16 protein-coding genes are annotated in these 16,953 nt (G+C 65.6%); 4 read left to right on the forward strand and 12 right to left on the reverse strand.

What is annotated here, in order from left to right:
- Nucleotides 1–5 precede the first annotated feature (5 nt).
- The 11 genes from rpmF to PAF18_RS03465 form a co-directional block, all read right to left on the reverse strand.
- Nucleotides 6–212 (reverse strand): 50S ribosomal protein L32, encoded by a 207-nt coding sequence (rpmF, locus tag PAF18_RS03415; protein ID WP_271117233.1) that lies wholly within the window; start codon nt 210–212, stop codon nt 6–8.
- A 206-nt stretch (nt 213–418) separates the two neighbouring features.
- Nucleotides 419–1,039 (reverse strand): molybdenum cofactor guanylyltransferase MobA, encoded by a 621-nt coding sequence (gene mobA, locus PAF18_RS03420; protein WP_353620674.1) that lies wholly within the window; start codon nt 1,037–1,039, stop codon nt 419–421.
- A complete protein-coding gene (locus PAF18_RS03425; protein WP_271117234.1) occupies nt 1,036–2,103 on the reverse strand; it encodes an Mrp/NBP35 family ATP-binding protein in 1,068 nt (355 codons plus the stop codon). Before PAF18_RS03425 ends, mobA begins: the two co-directional genes overlap by 4 nt.
- A gap of 7 nt (nt 2,104–2,110) precedes the next feature.
- Entirely contained in the window at nt 2,111–2,845 is a 735-nt protein-coding gene (gene tpiA / locus PAF18_RS03430) for a triose-phosphate isomerase (RefSeq protein ID WP_271117235.1), read from the reverse strand.
- A gap of 49 nt (nt 2,846–2,894) precedes the next feature.
- A complete protein-coding gene (locus PAF18_RS03435; RefSeq protein WP_271117236.1) occupies nt 2,895–3,275 on the reverse strand; it encodes a HesB/IscA family protein in 381 nt (126 codons plus the stop codon).
- A gap of 132 nt (nt 3,276–3,407) precedes the next feature.
- Nucleotides 3,408–5,585, reverse strand: coding sequence for a phosphoribosylformylglycinamidine synthase subunit PurL (purL, locus tag PAF18_RS03440; protein ID WP_271117237.1), 2,178 nt, complete (start codon nt 5,583–5,585; stop codon nt 3,408–3,410).
- A 263-nt stretch (nt 5,586–5,848) separates the two neighbouring features.
- Nucleotides 5,849–6,397 carry a holin family protein gene (locus PAF18_RS03445; RefSeq protein ID WP_271117238.1) on the reverse strand — a complete coding sequence of 183 codons (549 nt, stop codon included), beginning with the start codon at nt 6,395–6,397 and terminating at the stop codon, nt 5,849–5,851.
- Nucleotides 6,388–6,999 (reverse strand): holin-associated N-acetylmuramidase, encoded by a 612-nt coding sequence (locus PAF18_RS03450; protein WP_271117239.1) that lies wholly within the window; start codon nt 6,997–6,999, stop codon nt 6,388–6,390. Before PAF18_RS03450 ends, PAF18_RS03445 begins: the two co-directional genes overlap by 10 nt.
- Before the next feature lie 79 nt (nt 7,000–7,078).
- On the reverse strand, nt 7,079–7,522 hold the full coding sequence (gene ccmE / locus PAF18_RS03455; protein ID WP_271117240.1) for a cytochrome c maturation protein CcmE: 444 nt from the start codon (nt 7,520–7,522) through the stop codon (nt 7,079–7,081).
- Between the two features lie 9 nt (nt 7,523–7,531).
- Entirely contained in the window at nt 7,532–8,344 is an 813-nt protein-coding gene (gene murI / locus PAF18_RS03460) for a glutamate racemase (RefSeq protein WP_271117241.1), read from the reverse strand.
- Nucleotides 8,345–8,408: 64 nt separating this feature from the next.
- Complete coding sequence (locus PAF18_RS03465) at nt 8,409–11,810, reverse strand: indolepyruvate ferredoxin oxidoreductase family protein (protein ID WP_271117242.1); 3,402 nt, start codon at nt 11,808–11,810, stop codon at nt 8,409–8,411.
- Nucleotides 11,811–11,964: 154 nt separating this feature from the next.
- On the opposite strand from PAF18_RS03465, the gene PAF18_RS03470 reads away from it, so the two are divergent.
- The 4 genes from PAF18_RS03470 (at nt 11,965) to PAF18_RS03485 (ending at nt 16,204) form a co-directional block, all read left to right on the forward strand.
- Nucleotides 11,965–12,864 (forward strand): LysR family transcriptional regulator, encoded by a 900-nt coding sequence (locus PAF18_RS03470; RefSeq protein ID WP_271117243.1) that lies wholly within the window; start codon nt 11,965–11,967, stop codon nt 12,862–12,864.
- An 84-nt stretch (nt 12,865–12,948) separates the two neighbouring features.
- On the forward strand, nt 12,949–14,910 hold the full coding sequence (locus tag PAF18_RS03475) for a heme lyase CcmF/NrfE family subunit (protein ID WP_271117244.1): 1,962 nt from the start codon (nt 12,949–12,951) through the stop codon (nt 14,908–14,910).
- Nucleotides 14,907–15,362, forward strand: a complete 456-nt coding sequence (locus tag PAF18_RS03480; RefSeq protein WP_271117245.1) for a cytochrome c-type biogenesis protein — start codon at nt 14,907–14,909, stop codon at nt 15,360–15,362. The genes PAF18_RS03475 and PAF18_RS03480 overlap by 4 nt, the downstream gene beginning before the upstream one ends.
- Nucleotides 15,363–15,433: 71 nt before the next feature.
- A complete protein-coding gene (locus PAF18_RS03485) occupies nt 15,434–16,204 on the forward strand; it encodes an enoyl-CoA hydratase-related protein (protein ID WP_271117246.1) in 771 nt (256 codons plus the stop codon).
- 30 nt (nt 16,205–16,234) lie between these two features.
- Here PAF18_RS03485 and PAF18_RS03490 read toward each other — a convergent pair whose 3' ends face one another.
- The gene (locus tag PAF18_RS03490; RefSeq protein WP_271117247.1) at nt 16,235–16,843 is read right to left on the reverse strand and encodes a nicotinate-nucleotide adenylyltransferase; all 609 of its coding nucleotides are present in this window, start codon (nt 16,841–16,843) and stop codon (nt 16,235–16,237) included.
- Nucleotides 16,844–16,953: the final 110 nt, after the last annotated feature.

Raw genomic sequence — 16,953 nt, forward strand, 5'->3', positions numbered from 1 at the left:
GCCGATCAGGCCGCGTCGTCGTCCAGGTCGATCTCGGTCGTCTGGGCCACGACTTCGCGGTCGGCATAATGGCCGCAGGACGGGCAGACGTGATGCGGGCGCTTCAGCTCGCCGCAGGACGGGCATTCATTGGGGTTCGCCGCCGACAGGGCGTCATGCGCGCGGCGCATGTTACGCTTGGAACGGGTCACTCGGTTCTGAGGGACAGCCATGTCTCAACCTCGGGTCAGGGGCCGCGCATTCCATGCGGGGCCGGTGTCAGAAAAACGATCAGAGCCGCGGCAATAGGTCACAACCGGACCGGAGGCAAGTCAAAACCTGTCGGTTGGCTGGGCCCGAGCGCGCGGCTCGTGAAGGCCGGAACATAGCGATTCTGCGCCATTGTGCAAGGCCGCATCGCCAAGATGCGCCCGTGGTGTCACTTGCGCAACGCCGGGGCGCGTGCACGCGCGGCTGCGAGATCCTCGGGCGTGTTGATGTTGAAAAACGATGCCTCCGGCGCGGCCTCGAACAGCGCCGTCCCGAAACCCTGCGGCACTGCGAATTGACGGATGCGTCTCACCCCATCCGCAAGCGCGGCTTTCAGCGCCCCGCGCAGCGCCACCGGCCACAGCCCGAAGGTCGGATGCAACCGCAATGCGCCGCCCGCATCGTGATCGGCGGCCAGCGCGATGCCCGAATCCGCGGCGCTGTCATTCAACCCCGCGACCAGCCCCTCCGGCAGGAACGGCGTGTCCCCCGCGACCGAGACCACCGCATCGGCGCCCAGCCCCTCGGCCCAGATCATCGCGGCAAGAATACCCGCCAGCGGGCCGGGGAAATCGGGCAGGGGATCGGGCAGCACCGGCAGGCCGAAGCGCGCGAAACGCGCCGGATCGCCATTGGCGCTGATCGCGATGGGGCCGGCCTGCGGACGCAGCCGGGCGAGGATATGGTCCAGAATCGGCGCCCCGCCCATCTCGAGCAGCAGTTTGTCGCCGCCCCCCATGCGCCGCGCCCGCCCGCCGGCAAGGATCACCGCGGGCGGCGGCGCGATCACGCCACCCCGGCCGTCACCAGCCCGCGCGCCAGCTTGGTGAAGGCGCGGCCCGCCGCGCTGTCCGGCTGGGAAACGACTGCCGGTGTTCCCGCATCGCCCGCCACCCGCACGCCCAGTTCCAGCGGCAGCTCGCCCAGAAGAGGCACGCCCATCTTCGCGGCCTCGGCGGCGACACCGCCATGTCCGAAGATATGTTCTTCATGACCGCAATTCGTGCAGATATGCACCGCCATATTCTCGATCAGCCCGAGAATCGGCACGTTCAGCCGGTTGAACATGTTGATCCCCTTGCGCGCATCCAGCAAGGCCACGTCCTGCGGGGTCGAGACCACGATCGCCCCGTCCACCGCCGCGCGCTGCGACAGCGAAAGCTGCACATCGCCCGTGCCCGGCGGCAGATCGACCAGAAGAATGTCCAGCTCGCCCCATTGCACCTGAAACAGCATCTGCTGCAACGCGCCCATCAGCATCGGGCCGCGCCAGATCACCGCTTCGTCCTCCTTGGTCAGCAGGCCGAGCGACATGAGCTTCACGCCATGCCCTTCCATTGGGATGATGGTCTTGCCGTCGGGGCTGGCGGGCCGTCCGGTGACGCCCATCATGCGCGGCTGGCTCGGGCCATAGACATCCGCATCCAGCAACCCGACGCGCCGCCCCTCGGCGGCCAGCGCGGCGGCGAGATTGGCGGCGACAGTGGACTTGCCGACCCCGCCTTTGCCCGAGGCGATGGCGATGACATGTTTCACCCCCGGCACCCGGTCGGGCGCGGCGGTGGCGCTTTTCGCCTTGGGCTTCAGATCGGGCGGGGCGGCGTCGCTATGCGCGGTCAGCACGCCGCTGACCTTGCTGACGCCGGGCAGCGCCTTCACCGCCGCTTCGGCCTGCGCAAGGGCCGTCTCCATCTGTTCGGCATGGGCGGGGTCGATCTCCATCACGAAGCGCACCTCGCCACCGGGGTCCAGCGTGATCGCCCGCGCGATGCCGCTGTCGATCAGATTGCCGCCCGAAACCGGGTCGGCAACGCCACGCAGCGCCTCGGTCACGCTTTCCTTGCTGAGGGTCATGGCCGGCTTACGCTTTCGCCAGAGCATCGATGATCGCCCCGAAATCGCTGGCCTTCAGGCTCGCCCCGCCAACAAGCGCGCCGTTCACATGGGCGATGTCGAAGATCTCGGCCGCGTTGCCCGGCTTGACCGAGCCGCCATAGAGCAGGCCAACATCCGCCCCGTCACCGAACCGCGCCGAGAGCGTATCGCGCATCAGCGCATGCGCCTCGGCGATCTGGTCATTGGTCGGGGTCCGGCCCGTGCCGATGGCCCAGACGGGTTCATAGGCGATCACCGTATTGGCGGCGGTGGCGCAATCGGGCACCGATCCGGCAAGCTGACTGGCGATCACATCCAGCGTCTCGCCCGCATCGCGCTGCGCCTCGGTCTCGCCGACGCAGATCACCGTGACCAGCCCGGCCTGATGCGCGGCGACGGCCTTGGCCGAGACCTGCGCATCGGTCTCGCCATGATCGGCGCGGCGCTCGGAATGGCCGAGGATCACATGGCTGGCACCTGCATCCTTGAGCATCGCGGCGGAAATATCGCCGGTATGCGCGCCGCTATCCTTCGCGTGGCAATCCTGCCCGCCAATGGCGATCTCTCCGGCATGGGCGACGGCGGGGGTGATCAGCGTGGCGGGCGGGCAGATCAGCACGTCGCAGCCATTATCACGCGCGGCGAGCGCATCCAGCTCGGCCAGCGAGGCAGTCAGCCCGTTCATCTTCCAGTTTCCGGCGGCGAGTTTCTTCGGGGCCATGTGGTCCTCCTTTGTGTCTCAGGAGGGATAGGCGCGCGCGGCGCTGGCTTCAAGCCTCGGGAATGGTTTCGCCGGTCTCGTGATCCAGCTTGAAGGACACCGACTCGCCGCAGCCGCAGGCATCCGTGACGTTCGGATTGCGGAACTTGAAGCCGGATTCCAGCAGGCCGGTTTCATAATGGATCTCGGTGCCGAACAGGAACATCTGCGCCGTCGGCGCGATCAGCACGCGGGCACCGTTCTGTTCGATGATCTCATCGGTCTTATCGGCCTCGGCCACCATGTCCATCGTGTATTCCATCCCCGCGCAGCCGCCCTTCTTCAGCCCGATCCGCAGGCCATACGCATCCTTGCCGGCCATAAGCCGGGAAATCTGGCGCTCCGCCGCCGGGGTGATGGTGACCGGGGCCTGTCCGGGGATCGAAAACATGGTGTCAGCCTTTGGTTGCCTTATCCCAAAGGTAAGGAGGGCGCGCCGAATTCTCAAGTGCTGGCCCGCCGGGCTGACCACCACGACGAGCGGGGCGGGGAGGCGACGGGGCATCGTGATCCGTCACGGGGGTCACCCCAGCGCGGTCTCGCCGTGAATCGCATCCGAAAACGCCTGACGATACAGCTGCGACAGCTCGGCCAGATCGCCCGCATCCTCGCCCATCTGTACGGCCATGCCGCCGAACTGGCCGACCTCTTCCGCCGGAATCCCGGCCGCCTCTGCCGCGCTCAGCAGGGCCTTCGCGCCTGCCGCGTCGCAGGCGACCAGATAACGGGCCTGATCCTCGCCATAAAGCCGCGCGATATCCCCGGAATGCAGCCGCACCCCGATCCCCGCCGCCTCGGCCATCTCAAAGGCTGCGAGCGCCAGCCCGCCATCCGACAGATCGGTGGCCGCGCGAATATGGCCGCGATTGTCGCGCAGGAACGCGCCATGTTTCCGTTCAGCCGCCAGATCGACCGGCGGTGCATCGCCCGCCTCGATCCCGAAAGCCTCGGCGGCAAGCGCCGACTGGCCCAGATGGCCTTCGGTCGCGCCGATCAGAATCGCCACATCGCCCTCCTGCGCCACACCGGCGATGAGATCGTCAAGCGAGGCCAGAAGCCCGACCGCACCGATGGTCGGCGTCGGCAGGATGCCCTGACCGTCGGTTTCATTGTAAAGCGAGACATTGCCCGACACGATGGGCATATCGAGCGCCGCGACAGCCTCTCCGATGCCTTTGATCGCGCCGACGAACTGGCCCATGATCTCTGGCTTTTCGGGATTGCCGAAATTCAGGTTGTCGGTCGTCGCCAGCGGCTTCGCGCCCACCGCGCAAAGGTTGCGATAGGCTTCGGCCACGGCCTGTTTGCCACCTTCGAACGGGTTGGCCCTGACATAGCGCGGCGTCACGTCGCTGGTGAAGGCGAGCGCCTTGTCCGTGCCGTGCACCCGCACCACCCCCGCGCCCATGCCGGGGCGGCGCACCGTGTCGGCACCGACCTGGGTGTCATATTGTTCCCAGACCCAGCCCTTATGCGCATAGTTCGGGCTGCCGATCAGCGCCCGCAGCGCCTTGAGCGGCGTGATCTCGGGCAAGGCGGGCAGGGGCTTTGCCGCCGGGGTCTCGACCCAGGGGCGGTCATATTCCGGCGCGCTCGACGACAGCTTCGACAGCGGCAGATCCGCCATCACCTCATTGCCATGCAGGATCAGGAATCGATCCTCGGCAATCGTCTCGCCCACAACGGCGAAATCCAGATCCCATTTTTCAAAGATCGCCCGTGCCTCGGCCTCTTTTTCGGGCTTGAGCACCATCAGCATGCGTTCCTGCGATTCCGACAGCATCATCTCATAGGCTGTCATATTGGTCTCGCGCTGCGGCACATGGTCGAGGTTGAGCCGGATGCCCAGCCCGCCCTTGTCACCCATCTCGACTGCGGAACAGGTCAGGCCCGCGGCCCCCATATCCTGAATCGAGATCACGCTGCCCGAAGCCATCAACTCCAGACAGGCTTCCATCAGGCATTTCTCGGTGAACGGATCGCCAACCTGCACGGTGGGGCGCTTTTCCTCGATCGTGTCATCGAACTCGGCCGAGGCCATCGTCGCGCCGCCAACCCCGTCGCGGCCCGTCTTGGCGCCCAGATACACCACCGGCATCCCGATCCCCGAGGCGGCGGAGTAGAAAATCCCATCCGCATCGGCCAGCCCCGCCGCAAAGGCGTTCACGAGGCAGTTGCCGTCATAGGCGCGGTGGAAACGCACCTCGCCGCCGATATTCGGCACGCCGAAGCAATTGCCGTAAGACCCGATCCCCTCGACCACACCCTTGACCAGATGCGCGGTCTTGGGATGCTCGGGCCGCCCGAAGCTCAGCGAATCCATCGCCGCGATGGGCCGCGCCCCCATTGTGAACACGTCGCGCAGAATGCCGCCCACGCCGGTCGCGGCACCCTGATGCGGCTCGATATAGGACGGGTGGTTGTGGCTCTCCATCTTGAAAACCACCGCCTGACCGTCGCCGATATCGACCACGCCCGCATTCTCACCGGGGCCGCAGATCACCTGCGGGCCGGTCGTGGGCAGGGTGCGCAGCCATTTCTTCGACGATTTATAGGAACAATGCTCGTTCCACATGGCCGAGAAGATGCCCAGCTCGGTAAAGCTCGGCTCGCGCCCCATGATCTCCAGAATGCGCTGATATTCATCGGGCTTCAGCCCATGCGCCGCGATCAGGTCGTCGGTGATCTCCGGTTCGGTCATGGCTATCCCCTGTCTGACTGGATGGCCCGCCTTTTAGGCGCAGCGCGCCGCAAGGGGAAGGGGGGCAAGTGTCCGTGATCGGGCAAAAAAAGACCGGGCGGAAAGCCCGGCCTCAGTCCAACAGGGAGGTGAAGACGATGAGAGTTGCCTCTATCATTGCCTTCACCGACCGATTTAGGCGCAGGATGCCCACGAGACAAGCTCTAAAATGCTGCCGGTGCAGCATAGCACCCATGCGTCTGGAACATGGCAAACACGTGACATTACCCTGCGGACCCCTGTTTTTCCGCAGCCCAGGCCCGCAAAGCGGCGTTTTGCGGGAAGCGCTCCGGGTCCGGCACCGTCGCCGCAACAGCCGTCGCGTCGGCGAAATTTAGCCGATGAATCAGCGGGTTTCGCGTCGCCGGCGAGAGATTCCGGTTGCGGAAGTAATGCGCTTCCCTGGCGCCGAAATAGAACGAGACGATGGCGCCAAGCAGCCACCAGAGCGGTTCCGGCACGGTCTGAAGCCCGCTCATCCGCTGTGCAAACCCCACCGGCTCGGCCATCGCGTAAACGAACAGACCCAGCGTTCCGAAGGTCATCAACGGGCGCGGCAGACGGTTCAGCCCATTCACGAAGCCGTCGAACCAGCCCCTGCGCGGCGTCGCGAATTCAGCGCCCAGCTGACTCATCGCGGCGCGATAGGCGGCCTCGTCAAGCTCCATCCTGCGCGTGGCGTTTTCGCGGAACACCTCTGCCACGCCGGTGGCGGCCTCCGAGATATGCTGCGCGGCCGGCCCGATGCCGATCAGCCGGTCGATCATCCCCATGACGCGGTCCTTTCCCGATGCGCGCTGTCCGAAAGATGATAGCGTGGCGCGATGAATTCCTCGGCGCGGCGGATCCATCCGCCCTTGTCACCGCTTTTCGTGCGGGCGTATTTGCGGCTGGCCCGGCGGCGATCGGCGAGCGCATAATAATAGTTGCGCCGCTCGATCCCATAGCCATCCGCGATATGATCCGGCGCGGCTTCCGCAGCGGCGGTTACCGCGGCAAGCGTCTTTGGCCCGATCACCCCATCATCGCGCGCCGGATATCCCATGCGAGAGACCATGCGTTGCAGGATCTTCACCGCGTTTGCCCCCGCATTCACATACATGTCGAAGACCGAGGCCTGAAGCGGCGCGGGCAGGCGCGCGATACCGGGGCGCTCGAAATAATGCCGCTTGAAGATCGCCGCCGCCTGATCCCGGCGCAGTGCCCGGACATCTGCCGTGTCGACGCTGCCGTCGCCGGTCAGATCCAGCCCGAGCCGGCGCATCGTCCCGATGGTGACGCCGTATTTCGTCGCCCCGCCCGGATCGTCGGGATCGTTCACATAGCCCCCCTCGCGCGCAACGATATCTGCGGCGATCTCATCAACGGATTTCATCACGTCCCCCTCGCTGATCACGATGCGAGAGAGACTGCGCTGCCCCGGTTAAGCTTCGGTTAACCTCGCGCGCGTTGCCTTAGCTGTCCGGTGCGCGATAGACGCCGGTTTCCTTCAGCGAATCCGCGACCTCCTTGGGCATGTAATTCTCGTCATGCTTGGCGAGGATCTCGCTGGCGACGAAGATGTCACCCTGCATTTGCCCGGTGCCGATCATGCCCTGACCTTCTTCGAACAGATCGGGCAGCACGCCGGTGAATCGGACCGGGATGGAATAGGCCCCGTCAGTGACGCTGAACCGGATCGTTTCGCCCTGACCCCGGCTGAGCGTGCCCGTCTCGACCAGACCGCCAAGGCGGAATGTCTCGGCCTCGGAAGGCGGTTCCTCGACCACCTGGGTCGGTGCGCGATACAGGTTGATCCCATCCCGGAACCCGTATCCGATCAGCACCGCCGCCAAGAGCAGCGCCACCGATGCGGCGATCAGAACCTGAATACGACGCTGTTTTTTCAATGACTTCATGGCAATATCTCAGGCAGCTTCAAAGGCGATGCCACGGCGCAGGAACTGCACCGCCTTGGACGAGACGCGCTGCGGGTCGCCGGTGGTCAGAAATTTCGTCTCCGTCCCCGTGCCGCGCAGCGCGCTGTGGCGGTCGAGATAATCGGCAAGGCTGTCCGCCACCAGATGCGCCTGGCTGAAGACCTGCACATCGGGGCCGAGCGCGCGCTGGAACGCCTCTTGCATGAATGGATAATGGGTGCAGCCAAGGATCGCAGCCTCGGGCCGGGGCATGCGCCGCTTCAGCGCCTCGACATGAGAGGCGACGAGCGCCTCGGCCAGGATCTCGTCGCCGTCCTCGATGGCATCGACCACGCCGCCGCAGGGCTGCGCCTCGACATCGACGCCGATCGCGCGGAAGGCCAGCTCACGCTGAAAGGCGCGGCTGGCGACGGTGGCCGGGGTGGCGAACAACGCCACATGCTTGACGGCGACCTCTCGCGGGGGAGAGTTGTCGCCCCATTGCCGTTCTGTCAGCGCTTCGATCAGCGGGACAAAAACGCCGAGCACCCGCTTGTTTTCCGGGACGAATTTTTCCTGCATCCGGCGCAGCGCCGCGGCCGAAGCGGTATTGCAGGCGAGAATCACGAGATCGCAACCCTCCTGCCACAGACGCTCGGTCGCGGCGCAGGTCAGATCGAAGATGTCGTCCGCCGTGCGCACACCATAGGGCGCGTGGGCATTATCGCCGAAATAAACCAGAGGCAGATCGGGCAGCCGGTCCTGAATCGCCTTGAAAACGGTCAGCCCGCCAAGCCCGGAATCGAACACCCCAACCGCCATGTCATACCTCTGTCAGCCCAAGGCGCGACATAAGCCGCGCCTTGCTGAAAGTCCATGCGACAGATCACTCCGCCGCCTGTGCCAGAGGCGTGCCGCCGTCGCGAAAGGCCTGCAACAGCTCTTCGCGGCGGGCAGCGGCCTTTTCGGCAGCAGCGTCCTTGATCAGACCGTAACCCTTCACCGAAAGCGGGAGGCGTGCCAATTCGCGCATGATGTCTTCGGTTTCGGGCGTGGTCAGCGGCAGCAGCTCGCGCAGATCGGCTTCGTGCTGTGCCAGCATGGCGCGCTCGGCCTTGCGCTCGGGGAAATAGCCGAACGGATCGAAGGCGGTGCCGCGCAGCCCCTTCATCTTCGCCAGCAGGCGGAATCCGGGCATGATCCATGCGCCGAATTCCCGCTTTTTCGGCCGCCCCTCGCTGTCGCGGCCGGGCAGCATCGGCGGGGCGAGATGGAAGGACAGCTTCGTCTCGCCGTCGAATTCCCGCGCCACGCCGTCGGCGGTTTTCAGATGCAGCCGGGCGACCTCGTATTCGTCCTTATAGGCCATCAGCTTGAACAGCCCCGCGGCGACATCCTCGCGCAGATGATCCGGGGCGAGCGCGACCAGATCGCGGAAATGCCGGGCATAGGCCTCGTCCTGATAATCCATCAGCCAATTGGCGCGGAAGGCGATGGGGTCCTCGCGCTCGGCGGGCTTGGCGGGCGCGGTAAAGGCGGCCACCGCCGCCGGGTCGGTCACCGCCCAACGGCCGATGCGGAAGGCGCGCTTGTTTTCCTCGACCTTCGCACCGTTCAACTCGATCGCGGTCAGGATCGCCTTCTCGCTCAGCGGGATCAGCCCGCGCTGCCACGCCCCGCCCAGCACCAGCATGTTCGAATAGATCGAATCGCCAAGCGCCTTGCGCGCCAGCTCGTTCGCGTCGAAAAACGCCACGCTGTCGCCAAGCCGGGCCTGAAGCGACATCTTCAGACGGTCGGCGGGGATCTGGAAGTCGCGGTTCCTGGTGAATTCGCCGGTAATGATCTCGTGATCATTGACCACCGCGCCGGTCCGGTCCTTGGTCATCAGCCCGATGGTCTTGGCCCCCGCCGTCACCACCAGATCGCCGCCGATGATGCAGTCGGCCTCGCCCACCGCGACCCGGATCGCGCTGATATCGCCGGGATCGTTGGCCAGCCGCAGATGGATATGCACCGCGCCGCCTTTCTGGGCGAGCCCGGCCATTTCCATCATGCCCGCGCCCTTGCCGTCGATATGGGCGGCCTGTGCCAGCACCGCGCCGATGGTCACGACGCCGGTCCCGCCGACGCCTGTGATCACAAGGTTATGGGTCCCGTCGATCTCGGGCAGGGTCGGGGCGGGAAGGTCCGGCAGATCCAGCGAGGTCGCCGCCGGTTTCTTCAGCTTGCCACCCCGGACCGAGACGAAGCTGGGGCAGAACCCGTTCACGCATGAGTAATCCTTGTTGCACGACGATTGTTCGATCTGCCGCTTGCGGCCCAGTTCCGTATCCAGGGGCACGACCGAGACGCAGTTCGACTGCACCCCGCAATCGCCGCAGCCCTCGCATATATCCGGGTTGATCCAGATGCGCCGGTCGGGATCGGGGAACAGCCCCTTCTTGCGGCGGCGGCGCTTTTCGGCGGCGCAGGTCTGGACATAGATGATGGCCGAGGTGCCGCCCTTCTCGGTCAGCTCGCGCTGCACCCGCATCATCTCGGAGCGTTCCTCGATCCGCAGGCCGGAGAACTGGCTGCCGTCGAATTCCTCTTTCGAATCGTGGACGACCACCACCGGATCGACCCCCATGGCGACCAGTTCCCGCGCGATTTGCGGCGCGGTCAGGTCGCCCTCATTGGGCTGGCCGCCGGTCATGGCGACGGCGTCGTTATACAGGATCTTATAGGTGATATTGGTCTTGGTCGCGACCGCGTGGCGAATGGCGAGAATGCCGGAATGATTATAGGTTCCGTCGCCAAGGTTCTGAAAAACATGGTCTCTGTTGCTGAACGGAGCCTCGCCGACCCAGTTGGCGCCTTCGCCGCCCATCTGCGTGAAGCCGGTCGTCTCGCGGTCCATCCACTGCACCATATAGTGACAGCCGATCCCGGCATAGGCACGGCTGCCATCGGGGACGCGGGTCGAGGTATTATGCGGACAACCCGAGCAATACCAAGGGGTTCTGACGGCAATCTCGGGCGCGTTATCGGCCCGGCGCGCGGCGGTCAGCTTGTCCAGACCGGCGCGGATGCCCTCGGTGCCGCGGCCTTCCTCGATCAGGATGCCGCCCAGCTTTTCGGCGATCATCACCGGGTCGAGCGCATAGCGCGTCGGGAAGATCTCTTCCCCGGTGCGGTCGTGATGCCAGCCGATCACGCGGCGGCCGTGGCGGTTGTCGAAAATGGCTTCCTTGACCTGCACCTCGATCAGCTTGCGCTTTTCCTCGACCACGATGACCAGATCCAGCGGTTCGGACCATTCCTGGAAGGTCTTCATGTCCATTGGGAAAGTCTGCCCGATCTTATAGGTGGTCAGCCCCAGCCGGTCGGCCTCGGCCTCGTCGATGCCCAGCAGGGACAGGGCGTGGACCAGATCCAGCCAGTTCTTGCCTGCCGCGACAAAGCCGATCTTGGCACCGGGCTTGCCCCAGATCCTGCGGTCGATCTTGTTGGCCCGCGAAAACGCCTCGGCGGCGAAGCGCTTGAAGTCGATCATCCGGGCCTCTTGCAGCACCGGCGTGTCGCCGAGACGGATGTTCAGCCCGCCCTCGGGCATCTCGAATTTCGGGGTCGCGAAATCCAGCCGGAACGGATCGCCATTGACCACCGAGGTCGCCTCGACCGTGTCTTTCATGGTCTTGAGGCCGGTCCAGACGCCTGCAAATCGCGACAGGGCAAAGCCATACAGCCCGTAATCCAGAATTTCCTGCACCCCGGCGGGCGACAGCACCGGGATATAGGCGTCCACCATCGCCCAATCCGACTGGTGCAGCACGGTCGAGCTTTCGCCGGTATGGTCGTCGCCCATCGCCATGACGACGCCGCCATGCGCTGACGACCCGGCCATATTGCCGTGGCGCATCACGTCGCCGGTTCGGTCCACCCCGGGCCCCTTGCCGTACCACAGCGCGAAAACGCCGTCATATTTGCCTTCGCCGCGCAGCTCGGCCTGCTGGCTGCCCCAGACGGCGGTGGCGGCAAGATCCTCGTTCAGCCCGGGCTGGAACAGCACGTTTTCGGCGGATAGCTGCTTTTCGGCTTTCATCATCTGCAAATCGACCCCGCCCAGGGGGCTGCCGCGATAGCCGGTCACCAGCCCCGCCGTGTTCAGCCCGGCGGCGGTGTCGCGCGCGTGCTGCATCAGCATGAGCCGCACGAGCGCCTGCGTGCCGTTTAGAAGCACCTGCGATTTCGACAGATCGAAGCGATCCGCCAGCGAGAATGACTGATCCTGTGGAACCCCCATCTGGCCCTCCCTGCTCGAGTGGTGGTGCGGCGATTATACGTCAGCAAAGCTGACCCACAAAGTAAAAACTGTCGTTTCACATATGTTGCTGAAATCGTCGCGGACGCGTAAGAGTTGCAACGCTTGCATAGCTATTACGACAGAAAGTCATATCATGGATTGGGACAAGCTGCGCATATTTCATGCAGTGGCCGACGCAGGCAGTCTGACACATGCCGGTGATTCGCTGCGCCTCTCGCAATCCGCGGTCTCCCGGCAAATTCGCGGGCTGGAGGATCAGCTTGGCGTCACCCTGTTTCACCGCCATGCGCGGGGGCTGATCCTGACCGAGCAGGGCGAGCTTCTGTTCGCCGCAACCGCCGAGATGGCGCGCAAGCTCGACATGGCCGAGGCCCGCATCCGCGACACCGAGGACGAGGTGATGGGCGAGCTGAAGGTCACCACCGCGACCGGCTTCGGCACGCTGTGGCTGGTGCCGCGGCTGAACAAGCTTTATTCGCTCTATCCCGATCTCAAGATCAACCTGATCCTCGAAGAGCGGGTGATGGATCTGCCCATGCGCGAAGCCGATGTCGCGATCCGCATGAAGGAACCGAGCCAGTCCGATCTGATCCGGCGCCGGCTGCTGAATATCCGGATGCGGCTTTATGCCACGCGCAATTACCTGACCCAGGCCGGGCGTCCACTGACCGTGCCGGATCTGGCGCGGCACCGGGTGATCTGCCAGGACCCGAACGTGCCGCAGGTCTCTGCCGGCAAGTCGCTGGTGCAGCAGCTTCTGGAAACCCATCCGCGCTCATTGCTGATGGTGAATAATTATTTCGGCGTGTTGCAGGCCGTGCTGAACGAGGTCGGCATCGGCGTTCTGCCGGATTACCTCACCGCCGATTTTCCGGAACTGGTGCGTGTGTTCGACGATGTGGAATCCGCCGAGGTGCCGGTGTTCCTTGCCTTCCCCGAAGAGCTGCGCGGCTCGCGCCGGGTGGTGGCGTTCCGCGATTTCGTCGTTGACGAGATCCAGACCTACCGCAAATCGCAAAGCAGCGCCGCCTGACAGGCGCTGCGGCACCGCGTCGCGCGTGCCACGCTGGCCAGAGCGACCGGGCGGCGTTAGATTGCCCGGGCAAGGGAGCCTTCCATGATCGCCGAGCTCGGACATTTCGCCCTGATCCTCGCCTTCGCGGTGTCGCTGTTCCAGACGGCGGTGCCGCTGATCGGCGCGGCGAAGGGCTGGCCGGCCTGGATGGAGGCCGCGCGCCCCGCCGCCATCGCACAGCTCGGGCTTGTGGGACTGTCCTTTGCGGCGCTGACCGTGGCCTTCGTGACCTCTGATTTCTCGCTGGTGCTGGTTTATGAAAATTCGCATTCCGCCAAGCCGCTGATCTATAAATTCTCGGGCACCTGGGGCAATCACGAAGGCTCGATGCTGCTCTGGGTGCTCATCCTGGCGTTGTTCGGGGCCTGCGCGGCGCTGTTCGGCGCGCAATTGCCGCCCAGCCTGCGGGCGCGGGTGCTGGCGGTGCAGGGCTCGATCGGGGCGGCGTTCTATGCGTTCATCATCTTCACCTCGAACCCGTTCCTGCGTTTCGAGATCCCGCCCTTCGACGGGCGCGACCTGAACCCGCTGCTTCAGGATCCCGGTCTCGCCTTCCATCCGCCCTTTCTCTATCTCGGCTATGTCGGGCTGAGCATGGCGTTTTCTTTCGCCGTTGCCGCGCTGATCGAAGGTCGCGTGGATGCCGCCTGGGCGCGCTGGGTGCGGCCCTGGACGCTGGCCGCCTGGATGTTCCTGACCGTCGGCATCGCGCTCGGGTCGTGGTGGGCCTATTACGAGCTTGGCTGGGGCGGGTTCTGGTTCTGGGACCCGGTCGAGAATGCCAGCTTCATGCCGTGGCTGCTGGCGGCGGCGCTGCTGCATTCGGCGGTCGTGGTCGAAAAGCGCGAGGTGCTGAAAAGCTGGACCATCCTGCTGGCGATCATGGGGTTCGGCTTTTCGCTGATGGGCACCTTCATCGTGCGCTCGGGCGTGCTGACCTCGGTGCACAGCTTTGCCTCGGACCCGACACGGGGTGTGTTCATCCTCGCCATTCTCGCGCTTTATACCGGCGGGGCGCTGACGCTGTTTGCCGCGCGCTCGGGTGTGATGCAGGCGAAGGGCGTCTTCTCGCCGCTCTCGCGCGAGGGGGCGCTGGTGCTGAACAACATCCTGCTCGCCGTGGCTGCCTTTGTCGTCTTTATCGGCACGGTCTGGCCTCTGCTGGCCGAGATGTTCTTCGACCGCAAGCTGTCGGTCGGCCCGCCCTTCTTCGAAAAGGCCTTCACCCCGTTCATGATCGGGCTGGCTCTGGTCCTGCCCATCGGCGCGCTGATCCCGTGGAAACGCGGTCAGTTGAAGCGTGGGCTGAAACCGCTGCGCGGCGCGGCGGCGCTGACGGTTGCGGTGATGGTGCTGGTCTTTGCCGTCTCGACCGGGCGTTCGGCGCTGGCGGTGATCGGGGCCGGGCTGGGGTCATGGCTGGTCTTCGGCGCCGCCGCAGAGCTGTGGTTCCGCACCGGCAAATCCGGTCTCTCGCGGCTGGCGCGTCTGCCGCGCGCCGATTGGGGCAAGGCGCTCGCCCATGCCGGTCTGGGCGTGACCTTCATCGGGATCAGCCTGTTGCTGGCCTGGCAGGTCGAGGATATCCGCACCGCACAGATCGGAGAAAGCTTCGAGCTCGGCGGTTACGACATCACCCTTGCCGCCGTCGACGAGGTTCAGGGGCCGAATTACGTCTCGACCACGGCAACGATGCCGGTGGCGAAAGACGGGCGGATGGTGGCGACGCTCTATCCGGAAAAGCGGATCTATCCGGTGCAGGCCATGCCGACCACCGAGGCGGCGATCGATAACGGCTTCCTGCGCGACATCTATCTGGTGATCGGCGATCCGCAACAGGGCGGAGGCTGGGCGGTGCGCAGCTATATCAAGCCCTTCGCCAACTGGATCTGGCTCGGCTGCATCGTCATGGCGCTTGGCGGCCTGGTGAGTCTCAGCGACCGCCGCTATCGCGTGGCCGCCGGGGCCGCGAAGCGCAGCCGGGCGCAGGTGCCCGCAGAATGACCCGGCTGGTCCTGATCCTGCTGCTGCTCGCCCCGGCCGCCTTCGCGGTGCAGCCCGACGAGGTGCTCGACGATCCCGCGCTGGAGACACGCGCCCGCGAGATTTCGCAGGATCTGCGCTGCCCGGTCTGTCAGGGCGAGAATATCGACGAATCCAACGCCGCGATCAGCCGCGACCTGCGGCTCTATGTGCGCGAACGTCTGGTCGAGGGCGACAGCGACGCCGAGGTGATCGACGCCGTCACCGACCGTTTCGGTGAATTCGTGCTGTTCTCGCCCCGGGCGACAGGGGGCAATCTGATCCTCTATCTGGCCGGGCCGCTCATGGCGCTGATCGGGGTAATCATGGGCTGGCGCTTCATCGCCAGCCGCCGGGCCAGCGCGCGGCAGGACGCTGAGCCGCCGCTCAGCGAAGCCGAACAGGCGCGGCTCGACGAGATCATGCGGCGGTGACGCCACGGCGGGGCTTTCAGCCGCCGCCCGCCCGCGCCATGCTGCACGTCAAGCAGGAGGGAGCGCATATCATGGCATATGAAACGATCAGCTTTTCGACGAATAACGGCATCGCCACGCTGATGCTGAACCGGCCCGACCGCATGAACGCGTTGAATTCGCAGATGCGGGCCGAGATCACCGAGGCGCTCGGCAGCATCGGCGACGACGTGCGATGCGTGGTGATGACCGGCGCGGGCGCCGGCTTCTGCTCGGGTCAGGATCTGCGCGACGCCGCCGCCGGGGCCGATATCGAAGGCACGCTGCGCCGCGAATACGAGCCAATGCTGAAAGCGGTGACGGAATGCCGAGCGCCGGTGATCGCGGCGGTGAACGGTGTTGCCGCCGGGGCCGGGGCCAATCTCGCCCTCGCCGCCGATGTGGTGATCGCCGTGGAAAGCGCCTATTTCACCCAGGCCTTTACGAAGATCGGGCTGATCCCGGATGCGGGCGGCACTTGGATCCTGCCGCGCCTCGTCGGTCATGCCCGCGCGGCGGGGATGATGCTTTTTGCGGAAGATATCAGCGCGCGCCAGGCCGCCGATTGGGGGATGATCTGGGAAGCCATCCCCGAGGCCGAGTTCGTCGAGACGGTGCAAGCCCGCGCCGGACATCTGGCGAAGGGCCCCAGTGCGACCTATGTGGCGGTGCGCCGCGCGCTGCGCGAATCGGGCGGCAACGACTTCGCGACACAGCTTGAAGTTGAAGCTCGGTTGCAGGGCGAAGCCGGGCGCAGCGCCGATTTCCGCGAGGGCGTGGCCTCGTTCATCGAAAAGCGTCCGCCGAACTTCACCGGCCGCTAAGGGCGGCGCAGCGCGGGGGCGGCGCGCGTCTCACCCCTGACGCCGCGAGAGGCGCGCGGCGCGGATCGCGGTCGATGACGCGTTCGACATCGGCATATTGACCATGACCCAGGCCGGCGGCGCGCTGTTGCCAAGCCGGCTGCTTTCCGTTTCGGGCAGGCGATGCGGCGCCATGATCCGCGCCGCTTTCGACAGCCGGGCCTTCAGCCGGGTGCCGGGACGGGCGAGCACCCCGATCGGCACCCGCGCCGCAATCTCCTGCCAGCGATCCCACTGGCTAAACTGAACCAGGTTGTCCGAGCCCATCAGCCAGGTGAAGCGAACCAGCGGATAGCGGTCCTGCAATGCGGCGATGCTGTCCACCGTCATCTGCGTGCCGAGCCGCGCCTCGATGCCGCTGACGACGACGCGCGGGTCGTCCATGATCCGTCTCGCATAACTGATACGCTCGGCCAGCGGCGCGGGCTGGCGCGATTTCAGCGGATTGCCCGGCGTCACCAGCCACCAGACCCGGTCCAGCCCGAAACGCTTCAACGCTTCTTCGGTCAGCCGGACATGGCCCTCATGCGCGGGGTCGAAGGACCCGCCCAGAAGCCCGATTCGCTGTCCCGGCGCGGCGATGGGAGTATCATGTCTCATATCGCGGGCTTATGACGCCGGGGCGGGGTTCTCAAGAGCCGGAGGGTGAGCGCGGCGATGCCGGGCCGGATCGTGTGGCGGGGCGAAGACTGCCGATGCGATGACCGGGA

Origin of the sequence: Paracoccus sediminicola (assembly GCF_027912835.1) — a bacterium.
Lineage (GTDB): Bacteria > Pseudomonadota > Alphaproteobacteria > Rhodobacterales > Rhodobacteraceae > Paracoccus > Paracoccus sediminicola.